Raw genomic sequence first — 16,642 nt, forward strand, 5'->3', positions numbered from 1 at the left:
GTTTGGTATGGTTAAGCCTGTGCCTTTTGCGGTTTGCCACTCTTCGAACGGGGCCGAAGCATGCCACCTACGATGCGTAACATTTGTCTGCGCGGCATAAGACGAGCGAACTGGGCCGTCCAGTAATTGGAGGCACCTGGTACAGCATACGGCTTACCTGACTCCAACGCCTTCATCGCCACTTCCACAACATGCTCTGGCGTATCCCGTTTGCCTACCGAAGCCTCTTCGGCTCCTACTATGTCAAAGAATGAGGTATCGGTTGAGCCAGGGCATAGAGCCAAAAACTGAACGCCTCGCTTCCGGTTCTCTTCATATAACGCCTCTGTAAAAGAAAGGACGAAAGATTTCGTAGCCCCATATACAGCCATGTATGGATCAGGTTGAAAAGCAGCCGTTGAAGAGACATTGATGACGGTACCGTTCCGTTTTTGCAGCATGCCTGGCAGGAAAAGATGGGTCATGTTCATGACTGCGAGTACATTCAGCATAATCTCTTCCTGCTGCCGTGCACCATCCACCTGCTCAAACATTCCATGCGTGGCAAATCCCGCATTGTTGATTAATACATTGACCTGTATGCCCCGATTCATACATTCCTCATAAACGTGTTGTGGTGCATCCGCCTGGGATAGATCCGCTACAATTACTTCCGTCTTCACTTGATAGGTTCGCTCAATCCGTTCTGCCAATTGACGCAATTTGGACTCCGATCGGGCCACCAAGACCACATGTTTTCCTTTTGACGCCATCTCCAATGCAAAAGTCTGCCCAATTCCTGAAGAAGCCCCCGTAATGAGTACCCATTGATTTTGAACCTGCTTCATATCTCATCCGCCTTTTTAGAACACTCGTTTTTTATTTGAAACAATGTTTCCTAATGAAATCATCGTACTCTCTTGTCTTCTTACTGTCAACTTCTTTTGATCATTTGACGATTTCCAGCGTAAAACAGTAGAATGACGATAAGAAACACGGTTTCCGTTAAACAACAATATGGATGTATGAGGATGAGATAGATGAAAGATCATAATTCGGGTTCCAAAGAATCCGCTCACACGGTCACTACCTTTCAGGAAGCCAGACTCCAGCACTCCGAAAACCTACGCCAAAATATTGTGCATGCCGCCGCATCTTTGCTGCAAGAGCACGGTCCCGAAGCCGTCACGGTTCGGCGCGTGGCAGAACGAATGGAGTGCTCCACCAAAATTATATATAACCTCTTTGGCAAGAAAGAAGGGTTAGCTAAATATCTATATATGGAGGGGTGCTCCCTCCTATCCCAATCGTTTGAATCCGTGCCTCAGCAAGCATCATTCGAGAGTTATTTTCGCGATCTCGCTTATGCCTACTGGGATTTCGGGATTACACAATCCAGCTTCTATCAGCTGATGTTTGGTGGTTCTTTTGCAGAATTCAAACCAGATGCAGAGAGTCTGCAAGAAACAGCGACTGCCCTCAAACAAATCACGTCCCTGGTTGCGGCCGCAATTGAGCAGGGAATGCTTAAGGAGAATGATCTCCTGCTTGCAGTCCGTATGATCTGGGCCCCTCTGCATGGTGTCGTCCATCTGTATCTGGGAGGCCATATTGAGAGTGAAGAGGCCGCAAAACGGCTATATGATCATACGTTGTCCATGGTTATTCTTTCCCTTGTTGGAGTATCCTCCAATGGCTAAAAGCCATAAATTAATAAGGAAAGGAAAAAAGGAGCAGGCACTTCATCGCTCGGATGAAGGACCTGCTCCTTTTTATCATTATATATAAGGGATTACTATCGCTAATTAACGCCCGGCTTCATTCTCAGCTTCCCAACGCGAGATTTCTGCACGGACTTTGGGAGCGACTTCTTTGCCGAGCAGTTCAATGGCTCTCATTACCTCCTCATGCGGCATCGTGCCGAGGGGAGTGTGTAACATGAAGCGTGTGATACCAACTTCTTTACGCAGATAGATAATCTTCTGAGCAACGGTATCCACATCACCCACATACAGCGCACCTTCCAGACTACGTGCCGCGTCAAAGGTTGCACGGCTGTAGTGTCCCCAGCCACGTTCACGGCCCAGTATGTTCATCACAGCCTGAGCTGGAGGGAAGAATTTCTCCACGGCTTCATCTGTTGTATCTGCAATGAAGCCGTGAGAGTGGGAAGCCACAGTCAGTTTGGAAGCGTCGTGACCTGCATGTGCGGCTGCTTTTTTGTACAACTCCACCAGTGGCGCGAATTGAACGGGGCGACCACCAATAATGGCGAGTACAAGCGGTAATCCAAGCAGACCTGCGCGGACAACCGATTCCTGATTACCGCCACTACCGATCCATACGGGAAGTTTTTCCTGTACCGGACGCGGGTAAATGCCCAGATTGTTAAAGGAAGGGCGGTGTTTGCCTTCCCAAGTTACTTTTTCAGAATCACGCAGCTTTAAGAGTAGCTCCAATTTCTCATCAAACAACTCATCATAGTCATTCAGATCGTAGCCGAACAATGGGAATGACTCGATGAATGATCCCCGCCCTGCCATAATCTCTGCACGCCCATTCGAAATGCCGTCCAACGTTGCAAAATCCTGAAAAACCCGTACCGGATCAGCCGAAGATAGCACCGTTACAGCACTGGTTAGGCGAATGCGTTTGGTCTGTGAAGCTGCGGCGGCCAGAATGACAGCTGGTGATGAAGCGGCGTAGTCGGCACGGTGATGTTCTCCCACGCCGTATACATCCAGCCCCACCTGATCTGCCAAAACAATTTCTTCAACGACGTCGCGAATACGCTGCGCATGACTTATAAGTTCTCCTGTGTTTACATCTGGGTTCGTCTCCACAAATGTACTGATTCCGATTTCCATTGTCTATTCCTCCCTGTTATGAAGCGATCCGTCGTTCATCTAACCTATTGTAAGTAGATCACCTTTTGTTATTTATCTTAATATTGAACTATTTTGAGGAAAAATACAAGTGCCCCCTGTTTTCCAGAGGGCACTTTTTATTTTTCTAAATCAATTCTTTATCTATACTTAGTTCCATTAAATTTGCATTAATTATAATGCCAGCCTGTTTAATAAAATTAAACCCCAAAATCCCATCGATCTCCAAACCATAATCCATATTTCCAATTTCAATCTGAAATTCCCTAAGCGTTGTTCCATCCACAGTTATAGAGTCCAGTAACTTGGTGTAAACATATTCTATGCCACCTACGCCTCTAATAATATCTACCTCATCATTCTCTTCAGGAACCATACCTATTTCCTGGACAATGTCTGCATTTAGCAACGTACTGGCTGATCCTGTGTCGAGCAGGACTTTCTCTAAATAGAGTACTTCTCCTCTAAACGTAAGTTGTAGGCTTATAAAAGACAGACCATATATTTCCGAGATTTTCATCGGGGACCTCTTATCCCAACGTACCGCTCTCTCGCCACAACTTCTGGACGAGAAGTATGAAAAAAACAATATTCCCGTCTTGGATCTTCCTGATGCAATTCACTGTATCGTTTTAATGCTTGTGTGGAATCATCAAATGAATCAATAACCGCCATCTCTTCAATATAACGCTGGCCTTCCCTAGAATGTGCCTTGGTTGCCTCAAAAACGACCCATTCGTTAGGGAATCGATCCTGAACTTCCTTCCATTGCATAGTGACACCTCCAGCCCGCTATTTGATCCCTATTATACCATGTTCCATGATCGATCCAATTGAAATGGTAAGCTCTCATTTTCATTTATAAAGAGTATCCATTCTTCTCAAAATCCAATGATTTCATGATTATTTCTTTTTCCCAATGTACAGTAGATGAGACGAGATTCCCAGTATTGACGGGTCTTTGGCCGCCTCAATCATGTACTGGATCAACTCATCGTATTCTCCGCGTTCTTTCCAGTATTGCTGCTGCTCTTCTGTGAGCATGGCTCTCAGACTGGACGATCCAATCAGGTCTACCGTTTCGAATCCGTGCTGCTCCATAAATGGGTTAATATCTTGAATGTTGAAATAGTACGCCCCTGTAAACCGCCCTTGATCCAGATGATCGAATGTCCCCTTTTCCACAAAAGACCGGATAGCTTCCATGTGGTCATGTGGTTTCCATTGCTGCGGGGATTGCAAAGAGGTAATGCCCATTCGCATACGGCTCTGCATCGCTACAAACACAGTTCCCCCACGCTTGGTGACCCGATGCAGCTCCCGTACCGCAGCCACTCGCTCTTCTTCTATCTGCAGATGATACAACGGCCCCAGCATCAGCGACGCATCATATGTCTCATCTGCAATGCCGTTCAGATGGGTCGCATCCAATACATGGAATCCGTCAAACTGCTGAGTCAGATCCAACTCCTTTGCCTTCTGCCGAGCCGTATCCACAGATGCAGGGGTCAGGTCTGACAGCGTGACATGGTATCCGAGTTTGGCAAGCTCCATGGCATATTTGCCTGGTCCTGCGCCATTATCCAGCACAAGTCCGGTTGCCGGAAGTGACTCTCGGATATAATGCATATTAATGATGAACTCAAGCGGTTCCCGGTCCAACCTTCCCCACTCGTCAAATCTGGAATAATACTCAATCACACGTGATCTTTCCATGATTCTGCACCTGCCTTTTCTCAACATTAAGGCCATATAAAAAAACAAAAACCTGCCGCCTCAACTAAGAGGCGACAGGTCTGACCTTCGCGGTACCACTCTTTTTGATCCATGAACAGGATTGGATACATCATACTCCGACCTACCCTGCCATAACATCTCAGGACCTGATGACGGAGGTTAACCGTCAGGATCTACATGAAGTCGGCGTATAGCATCATTTTTAACATCCAGCCCTTTGTGCGCTGAGCAATGACGATATTCGCGTAACTACGGTTCGATTCTGCTGCTCACAGGTGAGTTGGGGAAAGGTTGGACTGCCTTGCACCGAATCGACAGTTCTCTGGACCAAACCTAGAGCCTTATTACTCCTGATCATTGCGTTTGACTGTTAAATTTTATCCAGTATAGTACTTCTAAATATTTCCTGTCAATTCTTATCTTCCAGTTGCACAGCTACTTCACGTTCCGGTTCTTCTGTGCTGTACATCCACGGATATACAATTGCTGTATCCGATGTGTAATTATTATATCGATCAATACCCAGGTTTTTTCCGTCACCAGCAAATTGAGTCTTGGCCGGAGTACCATAACTTCGTTTGCCCTTCTGGATCGTATAGGTCTGATTAATTCCACCAAAATGCAGATCATCACTATATCTCTCCACGTACAAATCACCGTCCTTACGGTAATATGTCCAATGGATTATAGAACCGCCCAAATTCGAATCAATGTATTGTGGTTTCTCCCCAATGTCGGATAACGTAATCGGCTCAAATTCACCCTGAAAATAATTGACTTTATGATGGGCATAAAGGGTCATTGGTGTATCTGGATTGATTTCCAGACCAGCACTCACTTCAAAACGTAGTTCCGCTTCATGCTTCGAATCCTCTGACAGCCACACTCCTCCATCTAGCTGAACGCCATTCACACCAAGTGTGTATCTCAAATAGGGTAGTTGCAAGAACTGCTCATCATGAGCAAGGGTCACCCTGATTTGGGTAGGTGTAATGATAGCTTCCTTAACGATCACTTCATCCGATTGCTGATCCAGAGGAATATTCAGCACTCTTTTACTCGTACCACTAAGCATCTTTGTTTTATCCAGACGTATACCAATATCCAGTGATTGGTCCATTTTGCCTTCTTCTTTACTGTAAGCCAGTACATAAGATGATGCTTGTTGCTTCAACGTCTTCAGGTTATAGAACTGTTCTGATATATATTCACCATGTTCTCCAGGCTTACCGTTTATACTCGGTGCATTCTCCTCCAACGTCTGTCCTTTCTGATCGTATATCTTCAAATACGGAAAGGCATAATCACGAACCTCCGGCTGATCAAAGGTTAATGATGTTGACAACATCATCTTATTTTCTTTCTCGTTGAATGCGCTAACAACAAGTTTACCCAAACCGTCCTTGTTGATATGGAACACCTGTGATTGCTGCTGAGAAAGATCTAGGGTAATTTCTTTTTCTTCCGGGACCAATATTTGGATTCCACCTACCGTGAAGTTAACATTTGCTTCATTTCCTGATGGCGTCCACTCTGTCTCAAAATACCCTTTAAACTTGCCATCAGTCTGATCAGGAACATGGTAGTATCTCCCTTCAATTAGCTTGCCACTCTCATCCCGCAGGCCAATAGAAGGGAATCGCAATGTATCACCTCTGTACTTACCAGGGTCCAATGTATACAAAATAACCGTGCGATTATCATCGGAAAAGGCTGTATCTAAGGTTAAAGTCACCCCGTTGACCGTTACGGACTGATTCAGTTTCTGTCCAAGCTCCTTTTGCATGGCATTCTGGATACCACTGCGGTGATTTAAAAGATCACCCCAATTATAGTGGACTGCTGCATATACTGGCGTCGCCATGAGAATAACTGCAGCGGTTCCTATCAGTGCAGTCTTTTTCCATTTGATCTGTTGCGCAACATGTTCTTTATTCTCTGATACATGAAGCTCTGGGCAGCGCTCCTGATCCTGTCGAATTTGATTCCACATGGCATCAAAATCGGGATAGCGAATATCTGCATCATTTTTCAGATGATGAGACAACAGATTTTCCGTATGTTTCACTATACATTTCCCCTTTCTGATGTTGCTTTCTGGCTTGATCCCATTTTTTCCTAAGCAATCGAATTCCCTTATATACTCTTGACTTCACCGTTCCCAGTGGCACTTCCAGAATCTCTGCAGTTTCGGATAAACTTAATTCGTTCATATAACGCAGCAGAATCGCTGAACGTATCTTTTCAGGTAGCTCATGAACCCATTGTGCCCAGACCTCGGACTCCTCCACATATTCGATCAACGTATCAACCGGATCAGCGGTTCGTTGTGGGGTGAGAATAAACTGCCTTTTCTCCCGCTGCTTGGCTGTGCGTTCCCTCTTCAGAAAGTTAAGACAATGATTCACCGTAATTCTCATCAGCCATGTCTTCATGTATTCAACCTTCTGCCAATCCTGACGAAATACCGTAATAAAAACGTCGTGGCATACATCTTCCGCATCCTGAGCATGATGGAGCATGTAATAACAAGTTCGATACACATCCTTGTTGTACATCTCAAACAATTCCTTTTCGTTCAAAAGCTTTCCCTCCTTTCTCTGCATCAGCCTTCTCAAATCTATAGACAAAGCCGATCCTTCAAAGGTTCATTCTTACCCTTTCTCCACACAACAAAAAAGAACCTTCACTTCCACAGCATTGCAGAAATGAACGCTCTTTATGGTTTAAGACAAGTCCAGTAACATGGCAATCCAGCCATGCCTAAAGAGAAGCTAGATTTTTTTCACAAACTCGGACTTCAACTTCATTGCGCCTAGGCTGTCGATTTTGCAGTCGATGTCATGGTCACCGTCAATCAGTCGGATGTTTTTGACTTTAGTTCCCTGCTTAACTACCAGCGAGCTGCCTTTCACCTTCAAATCCTTAATGACCGTAACGGTATCGCCATCATTCAGGACATTACCATTGGAATCGCGTACTACTTTAGTTTCTTCCGCATTCTCTTCTTCTGACGCTAGCGCCCATTCGTGCGCACATTCTGGACACACCAACAGATTACCGTCCTCGTAAGTGTATTTGGAATTACATTTGGGGCAATTAGGCAAATTAGACATATGTATTAAACTCTCCATTCATTTTGTGGCTTCCTCGCAAGTATACGGGAATGCAGTCCATTGTTCCACATAGGCCACGGTGGTTAATTGATTTTAAACTAAATTTAAGATTGCCCCGCCCTCTGATTTAAGGAAGGTTCCTTATACTGAAGCTATAGAAGAAAACGGTGAGCACCATAACAAAATACTATTCTTAAAAGTCGTGTCTCACACGAAATGCTGATATACATCCTATAAAAGGAGTTTCTGCTTATGTCACCCTATGTTTTTCCTGTCCAAACGGCTTTCTTTATTTTTGTCCTTATCGCCATGTTTCTGCTGGTGCCTTGGTTAATCTACGGATATCGGAAAGATGGATTTTTTAGCTGGTCACGATTTGGCGTTAGCTTTTCATTTATTTTCTACTTGCTGGCTGCATATTGCCTTGTTATTCTTCCTTTCCCGACCACTCGTAATACATGTGCACAGCAAGCAGCGGATACCGTCTATTACAACCTTGTTCCGTTCACCTTTGTAAAAGATATTATGAAAGAAACACCAATTGTCTGGTCTCAACCCGCCAGCTATATGGGAATGATTCAGGGCAGAGCTTTTCTGCAGGTTCTGTTCAACGTAATGCTGCTCATGCCACTTGGCGTGTATATCCGTTATTTTTGGCAAAAGAGATCGTACTGGAAACAGGCTTTGTTAAGCGGATTCGGCTTATCCCTGTTCTTTGAGATTACCCAGATCACCGGCTTCTACGGTTATTATGATTGCCCGTATCGGCTGTTTGACGTGGATGACCTGCTGCTGAATACTTCAGGAACGGTACTGGGATTTTTCGCAGCACCCATCGCGCTTGCCTTATTCCCGTCTCGTGCAAGTATTCAGGCGAAAAGCGAACAAATCATCGAACAAAACAAGGTCTACCCTGTAGCCCAACTACTCGCACTCATTATCGACAGTGTAGTTGTCGTATTCCTGTCCAATCTGATGTCCATTTTCAATCTGTCCCATACAAATGCTATGATTAGTATGCTAAATACCATGATTGCGATGCTGGTTGTATTTTTCTTTATCCCATCGCTGCGAGAAGGCAAAACACCAGGCTCAGCCCTGATGCGATTCAGATATATTGATCAACGGACAGGCGAGCCTTCCAGCACTTCCCTGTTCAAAAGATTGCTCGCGCTTTACGTCCCTTGGCTGTTTGTGACCATTGCTCAAATCATAAACGAGTATGCTTTGCTAAACAAAAATGCGATGCTCGAGCCCTATAAAATATGGCTTTCTGTCGGCATTGTTGGTTTGCATGTGCTGATTCTTCTGGTGTTGTTCGTTCATGTCATGCTGGTGCTGTTCTCCCGGGGCAAGCGAGCCTTTTACTGTGATGATGTATCCAAGACAAGAACATCCCGAAAGTAAATTCTGGACTCATTCCACTCACAACACATAGGTTCAGGTAAAAAATAGTACCGTTATGTTTGCCATTAAAGTCGGCAAGTTTGATCCATCGTAAAAAAAGGTGTGCCTCGTCAACGAATGACGAGGCACACCTTTTAACTATGTTGAGATGAAGTTCAGAGGTCGTCGAACTATAGCCCCAGCAGCTCACGTTTGGAAGCTTCCGGATCATGGACCAACTCCACTTCATGATTGAAAATCAGCGTAGCACGATCATCTTCGTAGGCAGGCCAATTTACTCCTGCTGTCTCAGGCTTGCCCTGCTTGGCAAACGAAATCCATGCATCCTGCACTTTACCCGCAAGTTTTACCGCGGCAGCATCAGGTTCGGCATTCATAAACTTCAATACAGGTAACGTATTAAAAGCAAAGAAGATATCGATGCTATGAATTGATTTATGCAGAAGTGGATGCTCCGGCATCACCCAATCAAAGCGATACATCCATACAGGTGCATGTTTCTGCTGAGCAGCCGCATATTGCACAGCCGAGCGCCAGAAGAACAGATCCGTCATCACTTGGGCCTGGCCATCTGCAGTCTTCGGATAACTGTCCGCAATCGCTGCCCGATTCTCCAGATCAGGTGTCATGAAATCAACAGCCTTCACCATGTTGATCTCTTCGGAGTAAGGCACCTGAGGCTGAATGAACAACGAGCCTTCATGCAAAGTGGTTCCGATCAGTACAGGGATATCCTGTGCCGCGCCCTCTTCTACCGCCTGAAGAGGCAACTTCGGAAGTGTAACCCCATCCAGTACGGGCTGGAACAACAGGGCCATACCTGCACCGCTTTGTTGTTTAACCGTCTCGCCAGCAGCGATGATTTGCTCCACTGGAATAGTTTTGAGTTTATGCAGGTCATCTGGTGTTACACCCAGAACCTTCAGCATGCCATCACGAATGGCTGAAGCCTGCTCTGCTGGCATGACTTGTGAGGCTCCACTTTGCATAATGGCACGATGGGACAATCCTTTGGCTGCTGGCATCGCCAGCAAAGCCGCAATACTCATGCTGCCCGCAGATTCTCCGAATACAGTGACGTTATGCGAATCACCGCCAAAAGCTTCGATGTTGTCCTGTACCCATTGCAGCGCAGCAATCTGATCCAGTAAACCCACATTGGATGCAAAACCCTCTCCAAGTGGAGACAGGTGCAGGAATCCTAGCGGCCCCAGGCGATAGTTGATCGTCACGACGATAACGTCTCCCCGGAGGACAAGTTGTGTTCCATCGTACATGGGCTGGCTGCCAGCGCCTGAAACGAACGATCCGCCATGAATCCATACCATCACGGGAAGTGGATCATGGCTTTCTTTTTCAGGTGTCCAGATATTTAGGTAAAGACTATCTTCCGATTCCACCGGAGGCTGTCCGGATATGGCCTCGGTTTGAGGATTTCTTGGCTGTATATTTTCAGGGCCGAATTGCTTCGCCTCTCTGACTCCATCCCACGACTCGGGTGGAACTGGAGCCTGGAAGCGTAATTCACCCACGGGTGGTTTAGCATAAGGAATGCCTTTCCATACATTCACTCCATGCAGAAGCTCTCCTTGAACCGTGCCATATCTTGTATTCACTTGAAGTTCCCTCATGCGCACATACATCCTCTCTACTGATCGATAGTTCCAGTTTACGACTGGTATTGTTCAGATCTGGGTGTAACTTTGAGCTGATGAAATTCTGTCTCAAGGTTTATTTAATAACGTACACAAAGAATAACCTTCTATTGCTTCAACGCCCTTTCGTATGTACTGGCTGGCGCGTTTCCACTAATTTGAGTATAGATCTCCGCGATACCCATTTACAAGTTTGTCCAGATTCAAGTACCACTGCTACGTTTCACGTGGAACTTTTACAGCAATAATAAAGACTCCGCTTCAATTAACGAGCGAAGTCTTCTATTGCTGTCCTGCATATTTCGTCAACTTACCCGATGTATGGATCAATTACCGCCGTTTACTTTTACCGGATAATGAACCGTATATTCTGCGCCTTCAATCCAGCTCCCGGTCACATGATTACGTCCCTTAACGACAACCCGATCACGGTATACATCGACATGCAAACTCTCACTTCCCTCCAGATGCTCATCCTCATCCGTCCAGAGATAAGCTACAGAGGAAGCATTAAACATCGTTGGCATCTGTCCGCCACCTTCGTACATGGTACGTTGAGCCTGCAATTGCCAATGGGTATGCCCAGAGAAAAGGATGACCTGCGGATAGCGACTTAGAACAGCCTTTAATGCTGCGTCCTGATTCACGCCATACCAACCCTGTTCCTTCATGGAACCGGCAACTGTATCCATCAGTGGTTGATGGAGAAAGACAAAAATCGGCTGCTCAGGCAATGCTTGCTCCGATAGTTTTGTTTCCAGCCATTGCAGTTGATCGGCAGACATATCACAATCTTTCGGATGAGGCTGCTCCGTACCCAGGAAGATATAATGATATCCGTCGATCCAGTGGTCGTGATACGATCCGTTCATACCTGTGATTGCTGTAAAATCGCTCAACCGCTTCTGCCATAACTCTTCAATCGAGATCGATTCTTGCAGTTTTTCAATATCATGAGCCTCGACTTGGCCCATATCCCCTGAATGCCCCAACACCTCGCCCACCTCATGCTGGGTCATTGTGGTCAAATTCAGCGGAGGATCTCCCCATAAAATGGCTCCGATATCATGATTACCTACAGTGTAACGTATTTGAGGCAATGATTCGCCGTGAGCCTCCAATATACGCTGCAACTCTTGGTATTCTTGCGGCAGTCCACGATCGGTCACGTCGCCCACATGCATAATTCCACTGCTGCCATGGCTATACGTCGCGATGTCTTCCAGCGCTTTCTCCAGATGACGGTTATGGATATGATCGGCTTGCTCTCTCACATGAGTATCTGTGATGACCTGGAAGCTGATTATCGGTTGTTCGTACTTATTTTCATTTCCCATCAGGAATCACTCCATTTCAGTCCAATAATGCCAATCAGAATAAAGCCCATCCAGACGATCGACATCGCCTTCAGACGTTCACCCAGAAAGTAATGTCCCACGATCCCAATCAATGTAATGCCTACGCCCGACCAGATGGCATAAGCAACACCCAGGGGCATATACTTCACAGCAAAATTCAACAGGGTAAAGCTCGCTCCATAACAGGCAAACATAAGAATGGAAGGCCATACGCGGGTAAAACCATCCGAGACCCTCATCAGAATCGTACCGCTCAGCTCCAATCCAATCGCCAGGGCAAGCAGTATCCATCCCGTATACGAATGACTCGTCATCGGTTTACCTCGACTTCCAGCAATTCATCAAACGAATGAACCGTAAGATCCGCAAGCTTGATATGAGCAGGTTCACCGACAGCAATCTTCCAGGCTGCTCCGGCAGCACGAGCCATCTCCATATCACCATCCGTATCGCCGATCACGACAACTCTTGCAGTAGGTACACCCAGACGCTCACACGCCAGCAGCAACATGTCAGGAAACGGTTTTCCCCGTCCAACCTGATCCGTTCCTACAACTACGGTGAAAAAAGATTCAATCCCCATCCACTTCAAATGACTTAGCGCATTTTCTGTCTCATCCGCTGTGACGACACCCATTTTTAGTCCTTTGCTGCGACACTGCACAAGAAAGGCAAGGACGCCTGGGAGGGGCTGAGCAGGGCGCTCCTTATTCATTGCATATTCTGCCTGTAGCAAACATTCCCTCACAATAATTTTCGCTTCCGCCCAGCTTAATCCTGCACGATAGCCATGCCAAGTTAATACGGCGTAGACTTCCTCCATCGTTCCCATGGCAAGGGGCCCTCGCACATCATAACCGTTCATTCGTCCCTGCTCATCATGGAATGTTCCCCATATATGAGGAATCTCTGCTGCATTGAACTGAAGACCACGGGCAGCAAGCTCTTCCCGGAAGTTCTCCATCACACGATCGGTCCAGAAGCCCCACATGGCTGTAAAATCAAGCAATGTCCCATCCTTGTCAAATAAAATAGCCTCAATTGGGGTAGAAAGGCTCCCCAGCGTTAATTCGGGCATTGGTTACGCTCCTTGTCTGCTGAATTACTAAGTCAGAAAAGCGGCACATGACTGCACCGCTCCTCCAAGTTAAGCTGTTTCCCTTGTTATTTCACGCGATCCAATTCTTTTTGAGCCTTTTCTTTGGCTTCCTTCAGCGCTTGTGCCGCTGGAATGTTATTAATCTGTACCTGATCTGCTGCATCCTTCAGTGCATCATTGATTTTGCCTCCAGTCGGGTCCTGGAACGGAGCCGAAGCATGGGAAGCCTGCTGCAGTGGAACCTTGATTTGCGGGTTCTCTTCACTGAACGTTTTGAAAGCAGGATCTTCTTGAGCAGATTGACGAACTGCAATGTAACCTGTGTTCATGGACCAAGCTGCTGTATTCGCTGTTTCCGAGAAATACGTCAGCCATTTATAAGCTGCTTGCTGCTGTTCTGGACTTGCTTCAGCCGGGATACCTGCCATGATCGCACTCGCTACAGGTTTGCCTTGGCCTACACCTTCCCAGCCTGGCTGTTCCATGGCTGCAACGATGCTGAAATCCAGATCTCCCTGGTCACCGCTGGAACCGGTGTATCCAGCTGCTTTATTTTTCATCACATCATCAATGGTTTTGTACCAGTACTCCCAGCCTTGGCCGCCAAAATGAATACCCATGGTCTTGTCCTCATTAATCCACTTGCGGAACAGCTCCCACGTCTCTACCCATTCCGGTGAATCAATCGTTACGGTCTTGCCGTCATCACTCAGAATTTTCCCGCCTTTACCCAGCACGGCGTCGATCATGTTATCGCTACCCCACATCGGCTCCCAGCCGTAGAAGGTTGTCTTGCCATTCTCCTGCTTGCTCATCTTCGCTGCCGCTTCAGCAAGTGCCTCCCACGTGGTCAGAGTGGCAGGGTCAATATTATTATCTTTTAGCGCATCCATACGGTAATACATGATCTGAGTTGTACCGTACATCGGTAAGAAATATTGCTTGCCGTCTACTTTTCCCTGCTCCAGGAAGGTCTGCACGTAATCTTCCTTGTTAAAGCTCTGATCGGCAGTGATTAGCTCATCCAGAGGTGCATAGTAGCCTTTGCGCGCCCAGTCGATATTGGAGCTTAGTACAGCGGCGGGTACTTTTTTTGAGGCAATGGCTGCCTGCAGTTTTTGTTCTGTCTCCGTGTAATCTGCTTGTACAATCCCTTTCACAACAACTTCGCTCTGGGATGCATTGAAGGCGTCAATCGTCTTCTTCATGTTATCTCCCAGGTTGCCACCCAGACCATACCAGAACTCAATCTCGACCGGACTACTTGATGCAGAACCAGCTCCATTCGCAGCAGCTGCATCTGAACCCGTGCCTGTGCCGCTATCGGCTGAGGAACCACATGCGGTGATCAGGGCGAAACTCGCAGCCAGTACCAGCGACATGCCCCCTCTCCACCTGAGCTTTAATTTGTTCCGCCATTTCATGCTTGCTTGACCCAATTTCATTTTGATTCCTCCTATATAAAGTATGTTGTGAAAATCAGTTCTTGTTCACGCCGGCAGTAATATTCACACTCTGCATGATCGTTTTCTGGGTAAACAGGAAAAGGATAAGCAGCGGTGCGATGGTAAAGGCACTGGCAGCCATGATCTGCGGCCATGCCAGACCGTAGGCTCCACCCTCCACGAAAAAGCTGCGCAGACCTGCGGATACCAATTGCAGATTCGGGTCTTTGGTAATGAGCATCGGCCAGAAATAGTTGTTGTACTGGTCAATGAATGTAATCAACACCATCACGGCAAACGACGAACGAACCAGCGGCGTCATAATGGTCCACAGAATGCGGAAGTGCGACGCTCCATCCAACTGGCCGGCTTCCACCAATTCGTGGGACACCTGCATGAACGCCTGACGGATCAGGAAGATGGAGAACACACTGACACAGTTGGACACAATCAGTCCGGTGTAGGAATCCAATAATTTAAGTTCACTGAGCACCAAATAACTGGGCAAATAAACGGCGGTACTCGGAATCATGTAGCCTACCAGAATCAGCCCGGTTAGTACCCCTTTTATACGAAAACGCATATGGGTGAGTGCATAGGCCATCATGCTGGAGTTAATGACCTGGATCAGACAGATCGCAGCCGCTACCCCTGTACTATTCAGAATGTAACGGGCAAACGGGGCAGCTTGCCACGCATCCACATAATTGTTCCAACGGAACGTTTCGGGCCAGAAGGTTGGCGGGAACTGCCAGATCTCGTCATTCGTTTTGAAACCGCTAATCACCATCCAGTAGAACGGAAATGCCATCGTCAGACTCACCAGCGCAAGCAGCAGATAGCGAAGTGCGGTAGCAAATCCTTTTCCTGCACGAGGGACCTTCCGTTTCTGCACTTCCTCACGACTATTATCTTTTCTTGTTTGGTTGGTTAAAGTGGTCATGTTCATCAGTAGTGCACCAGGCGTCGGCCGAGCAGGAAGGATACTCCTGACAGAAGAACGCAGATCAGAATAATTACGACGGCGATGGAAGAAGCCTCGCCCACATTGAAGGACTCAAATGCAGATTGATAATACATGTAAAGCAAGGTTCTTGTTGATCCCGCCGGTCCCCCTTGCGTCATCACGTTGATCTGGTCATAAGCCTGAAGCGACTGGATCGTCAGGATGATGGACAGGAAGAACGTGGTGGGTGAAATCAACGGCAGTGTAATGCTTCGGAACTTGTCCCAACTGCCTGCCCCATCAATCGATGCCGCTTCAAGTAAATCGGATGGCAGATTACGCAATGCAACCAGGTAAAATACCATGGACCAACCAATCGACTTCCACAGCGTGACGATGAGCACAGCTACCAGTGCCCAGTTCTGATCTTTCAGCCAGCCGATCGGGGATATGCCAACCCAGCCAAGCAACAGGTTGGCCAGCCCCACTTCAGGTTCGAAAATCCAGGACCACGCAATGGAGACTGCGACAGTCGGAGTCACCCAAGGGGAGAATAGCAGGGTCCGGAACAAGCCGGAGGACTTAATCTTGCTGTTCATGAGCATGGCCAGCGCCAATCCACCCACAATCGTAGGCACTACACTTCCAAGACCGAACAACAGCGTAACTTTTAATGAACGGTAAAATTCAGAATTGGTTAGCAGATAGCTGTAGTTATCCAAACCGACGAATAATTTGTCAGGACTCATGAAGTCCCAATCCGTAAAACTCAGATATACAATGTATCCCAAAGGCCCCAGCCAGAAAATGAGTAATGGGATAAGGGCAGGAAGGGTGAAGAGAACCGCTTCTGTCTCCCTCCATAATTTCACACGCAATTTGCACACTCCTAATCGTCCAAATTTTATTTAATTTCTCTAAAAATCATGCCTTAAAACTCCCTTTAATCTCTTCTGTACAAAAATGATTGTATAATACATTTGAAAAAACTAATTCCGGGTTATGTTAAAATAAC

General features: G+C 46.7%; 17 protein-coding genes. 2 read left to right on the forward strand and 15 right to left on the reverse strand.

Annotated features, from left to right (window positions below; translation table 11 throughout):
• Positions 1-11: 11 nt before the first annotated feature.
• Entirely contained in the window at positions 12-827 is an 816-nt protein-coding gene (locus G3352_RS08855; RefSeq protein ID WP_163755770.1) for an SDR family NAD(P)-dependent oxidoreductase, read from the reverse strand.
• A gap of 192 nt (positions 828-1,019) precedes the next feature.
• On the opposite strand from G3352_RS08855, the gene G3352_RS08860 reads away from it, so the two are divergent.
• The gene (locus tag G3352_RS08860) at positions 1,020-1,679 is read left to right on the forward strand and encodes a TetR/AcrR family transcriptional regulator (RefSeq protein ID WP_163755772.1); all 660 of its coding nucleotides are present in this window, start codon (positions 1,020-1,022) and stop codon (positions 1,677-1,679) included.
• 105 nt (positions 1,680-1,784) lie between these two features.
• Here G3352_RS08860 and G3352_RS08865 read toward each other — a convergent pair whose 3' ends face one another.
• The 7 genes from G3352_RS08865 to G3352_RS08895 form a co-directional block, all read right to left on the reverse strand.
• A complete protein-coding gene (locus tag G3352_RS08865) occupies positions 1,785-2,846 on the reverse strand; it encodes an LLM class flavin-dependent oxidoreductase (protein ID WP_076287296.1) in 1,062 nt (353 codons plus the stop codon).
• 145 nt (positions 2,847-2,991) lie between these two features.
• Positions 2,992-3,384, reverse strand: coding sequence for a retropepsin-like aspartic protease (locus G3352_RS08870; protein WP_163755774.1), 393 nt, complete (start codon positions 3,382-3,384; stop codon positions 2,992-2,994).
• On the reverse strand, positions 3,381-3,638 hold the full coding sequence (locus tag G3352_RS08875) for a hypothetical protein (protein ID WP_079348175.1): 258 nt from the start codon (positions 3,636-3,638) through the stop codon (positions 3,381-3,383). Before G3352_RS08875 ends, G3352_RS08870 begins: the two co-directional genes overlap by 4 nt.
• A gap of 129 nt (positions 3,639-3,767) precedes the next feature.
• A complete protein-coding gene (locus G3352_RS08880; protein WP_163755776.1) occupies positions 3,768-4,580 on the reverse strand; it encodes a class I SAM-dependent methyltransferase in 813 nt (270 codons plus the stop codon).
• A 430-nt stretch (positions 4,581-5,010) separates the two neighbouring features.
• Positions 5,011-6,669, reverse strand: coding sequence for a DUF4179 domain-containing protein (locus G3352_RS08885; RefSeq protein ID WP_163755778.1), 1,659 nt, complete (start codon positions 6,667-6,669; stop codon positions 5,011-5,013).
• Entirely contained in the window at positions 6,626-7,183 is a 558-nt protein-coding gene (locus G3352_RS08890; protein WP_163755780.1) for an RNA polymerase sigma factor, read from the reverse strand. Before G3352_RS08890 ends, G3352_RS08885 begins: the two co-directional genes overlap by 44 nt.
• A gap of 192 nt (positions 7,184-7,375) precedes the next feature.
• A complete protein-coding gene (locus G3352_RS08895; RefSeq protein WP_163755781.1) occupies positions 7,376-7,717 on the reverse strand; it encodes a zinc ribbon domain-containing protein YjdM in 342 nt (113 codons plus the stop codon).
• Positions 7,718-7,969: 252 nt separating this feature from the next.
• Here G3352_RS08895 and G3352_RS08900 point away from each other — a divergent pair, with 252 nt between their 5' ends.
• A complete protein-coding gene (locus tag G3352_RS08900) occupies positions 7,970-9,124 on the forward strand; it encodes a VanZ family protein (RefSeq protein ID WP_163755784.1) in 1,155 nt (384 codons plus the stop codon).
• A 170-nt stretch (positions 9,125-9,294) separates the two neighbouring features.
• On the opposite strand, the gene G3352_RS08905 is transcribed toward G3352_RS08900, so the two are convergent.
• The 7 genes from G3352_RS08905 to G3352_RS08935 all read right to left on the reverse strand — a co-directional run bounded on the left by G3352_RS08905 (position 9,295) and on the right by G3352_RS08935 (position 16,505).
• Positions 9,295-10,755, reverse strand: a complete 1,461-nt coding sequence (locus G3352_RS08905) for a carboxylesterase/lipase family protein (protein ID WP_163755786.1) — start codon at positions 10,753-10,755, stop codon at positions 9,295-9,297.
• 350 nt (positions 10,756-11,105) lie between these two features.
• On the reverse strand, positions 11,106-12,116 hold the full coding sequence (locus G3352_RS08910; RefSeq protein ID WP_163755788.1) for a metallophosphoesterase family protein: 1,011 nt from the start codon (positions 12,114-12,116) through the stop codon (positions 11,106-11,108).
• Positions 12,116-12,451, reverse strand: a complete 336-nt coding sequence (locus G3352_RS08915) for a DMT family transporter (RefSeq protein ID WP_076287289.1) — start codon at positions 12,449-12,451, stop codon at positions 12,116-12,118. The genes G3352_RS08910 and G3352_RS08915 overlap by 1 nt, the downstream gene beginning before the upstream one ends.
• Complete coding sequence (locus tag G3352_RS08920; protein WP_163755790.1) at positions 12,448-13,215, reverse strand: HAD family hydrolase; 768 nt, start codon at positions 13,213-13,215, stop codon at positions 12,448-12,450. The genes G3352_RS08915 and G3352_RS08920 overlap by 4 nt, the downstream gene beginning before the upstream one ends.
• A gap of 86 nt (positions 13,216-13,301) precedes the next feature.
• Positions 13,302-14,681 carry an ABC transporter substrate-binding protein gene (locus G3352_RS08925; RefSeq protein WP_163755792.1) on the reverse strand — a complete coding sequence of 460 codons (1,380 nt, stop codon included), beginning with the start codon at positions 14,679-14,681 and terminating at the stop codon, positions 13,302-13,304.
• A gap of 34 nt (positions 14,682-14,715) precedes the next feature.
• Positions 14,716-15,630, reverse strand: a complete 915-nt coding sequence (locus tag G3352_RS08930) for a carbohydrate ABC transporter permease (protein ID WP_240342990.1) — start codon at positions 15,628-15,630, stop codon at positions 14,716-14,718.
• Positions 15,630-16,505 (reverse strand): carbohydrate ABC transporter permease, encoded by an 876-nt coding sequence (locus tag G3352_RS08935; RefSeq protein ID WP_063565861.1) that lies wholly within the window; start codon positions 16,503-16,505, stop codon positions 15,630-15,632. The genes G3352_RS08930 and G3352_RS08935 overlap by 1 nt, the downstream gene beginning before the upstream one ends.
• Positions 16,506-16,642: the final 137 nt, after the last annotated feature.

The organism is Paenibacillus sp. ALJ109b, from assembly GCF_010747435.1.
In the GTDB taxonomy this organism is placed as follows: domain Bacteria; phylum Bacillota; class Bacilli; order Paenibacillales; family Paenibacillaceae; genus Paenibacillus; species Paenibacillus taichungensis.